The 3,659-nt window shown below is 50.2% G+C and carries 1 protein-coding gene; it reads left to right on the top strand.

The genetic code is table 11. The features are described from left to right. The first annotated feature begins 156 nt into the window (after positions 1–156). On the top strand, positions 157–2,865 hold the full coding sequence (locus VI234_RS21095; RefSeq protein ID WP_336331216.1) for a helicase-related protein: 2,709 nt from the start codon (positions 157–159) through the stop codon (positions 2,863–2,865). Positions 2,866–3,659 lie beyond the last annotated feature (794 nt).

Below are 3,659 nucleotides of genomic sequence, written 5' to 3'. Positions count from 1 at the left end.
GAGACTGTTGACGACAAAATTAAGCAGGTGCTCTTCCTCTATCTCGCTGTCTGCTTGGGTTGACTGCACATCCTCTCCAAGCAGACGCTTACTCTAACCCGATGTGATCGACTGAAACTTGCCGAACCCAGATTTGATCGGGGTTCTCGATATGAGTTGCTCGCGGGGGCCACACAGCTTGATCTGGCTTACCGATTTGACCGTTTTCTATCGATTGGTGGAAACAGAATCGATGTTACCCCTCACCAGATCGAGGCTGCACATGAGATTCTGACATCGCATGACCATCGCTACCTGATTGCTGATGAGGTTGGACTTGGTAAAACAATCGAAGCGGGAATTGTGATCGAGGAACTCATCGCACGCGGACGCGCTGACCGCATCCTGATCGTTACCCCGGCATCCTTGAAGATGCAGTGGCAGGCGGAGATGCAAGACAAGTTTGATCAGGACTATGTCATCTATGACCGTGACTATGTGGACAGCATCCGGCGTGGGCTATCCGATGAGAACGTGTGGGAGCATGATGACCGGATTATCACCTCGATTGATTTTGCCAAGCGTGATGATATGCTCGAGCCCCTGCAGAATACTGATTGGGATATTGCAGTGTTTGATGAGTCACACCATCTGACGGCCCGTAGAGGGAATGATGGGCAGAAACAGACCACGGACCGATACAAGGTTGGCGAGGCAGTTAGTCCAAACACCGATGGGTTACTCTTCCTGACTGGCACACCTCACAAAGGGAAGCCAGATCAGTTCTATTTCATGGTTGATCTGCTCGAGGAGTATCGGTTCGAGGACGAGGATGATATTTCTCCGGCAAAGCTCGATGACCTGATGATTCGACGGCTCAAGAGTAATCCAAATATGGCCCATTCCGATGGGACGCCGATGTTTCCCGAAAAAGAGATAGATACGCTTTCTGTCGGTTTTACTGATGCCGAAGAGCAGCTCTATCAGGATATCACCGACTATCTGAAAAACTACTACCGGCTTGGTGAAGATCAAGAATCACAGGCAGCCGGGTTTTCGATGGTGATCTATCAGAAACGGCTTGTCTCCAGTATCCGGGCGATACAGTGTTCCCTCGAAAAACGACTTGAGGCACTTCAGAAGGGAGGACATAACGATCTTTCCCCCGTCGTCCAGAGTCTGCTGGATCAGTACCAGCAGAAGCCGGAAACACTGACCGAGGCACAGCGACAGAAAATTGAGGAGGAGCTACAGGAACTATCAGCCGATCAGGACCCGGAACAGCGCCAGAAAGAAATCGCGGTTGTTGAAGAGCTGATTGACAAGGCGAGGGCGATTGATGTCGACTCAAAGGCCGGCAAGCTAAGAGATTCGATCGAAACGCTACTGGAACGGGATCCGGATGAGAAAATCCTCGTGTTCACTGAATACACGGACACACTGGAATATCTTCGTGATGAGATCCTCTCTGATTTTGATGTGGCACAGATTCATGGTGGCCTCGGGCAGCGTGTCCGTCGGGAACAGGTTGAAAAGTTCCGCAATGACGCCAGTATCATGCTTGCCACCGACGCTGCTAGGGAGGGGATAAACCTCCAGTTTGCACATATAATGGTAAACTATGATCTGCCGTGGAATCCAATACGGATTGATCAGCGGATGGGGCGCCTCCATCGATATGGGCAGGATCAGAAGGTAAATATATACAATCTCTTTGTCCAAGATACCCGTGAAAGCGAGATCCTTCAGCGGCTGGTGACCAAAATTGACCAGATCGAGGAAGACCTAGGAATGAGTTCTGATGTCCTCGGAATGGTCCTTGATGGCAGTGAGATGGATTTGCAGGACCGGATCATGGATGCAGTTGCGCATGACGAGTCTGGAGAGCAGGTCGTTGAAGATATTGACCAGATTATCGAGGAACGGAAGGAAGCTGTCAAACGCGTCCAAGAGGATTTCCTTATCGAAGACCAGTTCGGGGAATCCGAACTGGAGGAGGTCCAGAAGCTCATTCAGGACAGCCGGAACGAACAGGTCGGCCAGTCAGCAGTCAAACGTGTCCTAGAGCTGTTTTTCCAGGAATTTGATGGCACGGTGCGCCCAGAGGACGTTGAGAGCACCGACGGTCAGGTCTATCATATTGAGACACCGAGTGTCATCGAGGTCGATAATGATGCGGTGGAGAGCTCCTATCCCAGAGCCACATTCAGCCAGACGGCCGCTCAGAATAATCAACATCTTGAGTTCATGTCAGTCAATCACCCGCTGGTCAAATCGATAACTGATTACTGTCTAGACGGGGACTGGATAGATGGAAAGACTGCGGTGGAAGTTCTTGATAACCAATCACATGACTGTGGGATTCGATGTAACTTTCGCCTTGGTTACGAAACTGCAGACGGGAGTGATGAGACCGAGGAATTTGTGTCAATCTTCGTGTCTGAAGACGGCGAGGTATACGACGAGCCACCCGAAACAGATGGGTTTCTCCCGCCAGAGACTGCCGAATCACATTCCAAAGTGAAGGCTATTGCAGACCGTGTCCCCAGTCTGGTCGAGAGAGCCAGAGACGAGGCCCAGCGTCGTGTCGAACAAATGGCCGAGGAGGCAGAGGCAGAAAATGCAGAGGCGGTTGCAATCAAGCGTGAGCATGCAGAGCGGTATTTCGACAATGCGATTGAGACTTGGGAAAGCCGGCTAGAAACCTACCGGGAAGATAGCGAGCGGGGCAAGGATATGGCTGTTAGTATTCGCCGAGCACAGTCCGAACTTGAGGATCTACGTGAACAGCGCAAGCAGGAATTCGAAGCACTTCGAGAGGAGGAATCAGTCCTCCCAAAAACACCTGAACTTATTAATGCGACCATCACAGTCGGAGATCAATAGGTCAGTACGTCTTAATACTGACACGATCATGCGTAGCCCATTATTGATTTAGAGCTGCCCTTCGCTTTTGTTTCAGACACAGTCAAACCAGAACCAGTTCGCGGAGCGTTATTCCGGTGGTTTCTACTTGTTCTAACTGATGCACAACTCTATCAACAGTCTCCTCCAGAAGGGCGAGCCGTTTTCATTCGTATGAAACCGCATATACCTAGTGCTTTCTACGGTCCCGCGAAAGGGTGTACAGTTTATATACTCATCTTCCGCCGCAAGAAGTATGCCTGAAATCGGGATGTACGTCTGTGTCTCAAGAGAACCTACGGGGACAACCTGAGGAACTTCGCGAATTTGATCAAACCAGTATTCACTCCAAGGCAAAACAGCGAGCTTTACTCCTCCTCATTTTCGCCGGCACGCTCGACGGCGGTGTTTGTGGCATCGACAATCTCATCCGACTTTGGATTGTTGATGTTCTGAACTACTTCGCCGTTGTAATGAACTGAGGCACGCATATAGTAGATGTCTGTATGAACTGATACTTCTTCGTCAAGGTCAATATCCTCGTACGAAGAGCTTGACACTATGCTGTCACTACTATTCCGTATGCTTGCCGCAGTTGCTTCAGCGGTCTTATTTTTTCCGACACCCGGATTAGCCAACTTTGGAATATAGTCGGAGACTCAGTCGATCACATCGAAAGCCCACAAACCCTTCCAGTAGAGCTTGAATCTGTGTTTTCGATGCGTGGCTAGTTCTCGAAGTGAGACGAACGGTAAGTTTCGGCGGTGAGGAGTCGC

The organism is Haloarcula sp. CGMCC 1.2071 (assembly GCF_037078445.1).
GTDB classification, from domain to species: Archaea; Halobacteriota; Halobacteria; order Halobacteriales; family Haloarculaceae; genus Haloarcula; species Haloarcula amylolytica.
The sequence above is the reverse complement of the archived record's forward strand: the minus strand, read 5'-3'. Positions and strand labels throughout refer to the sequence as shown.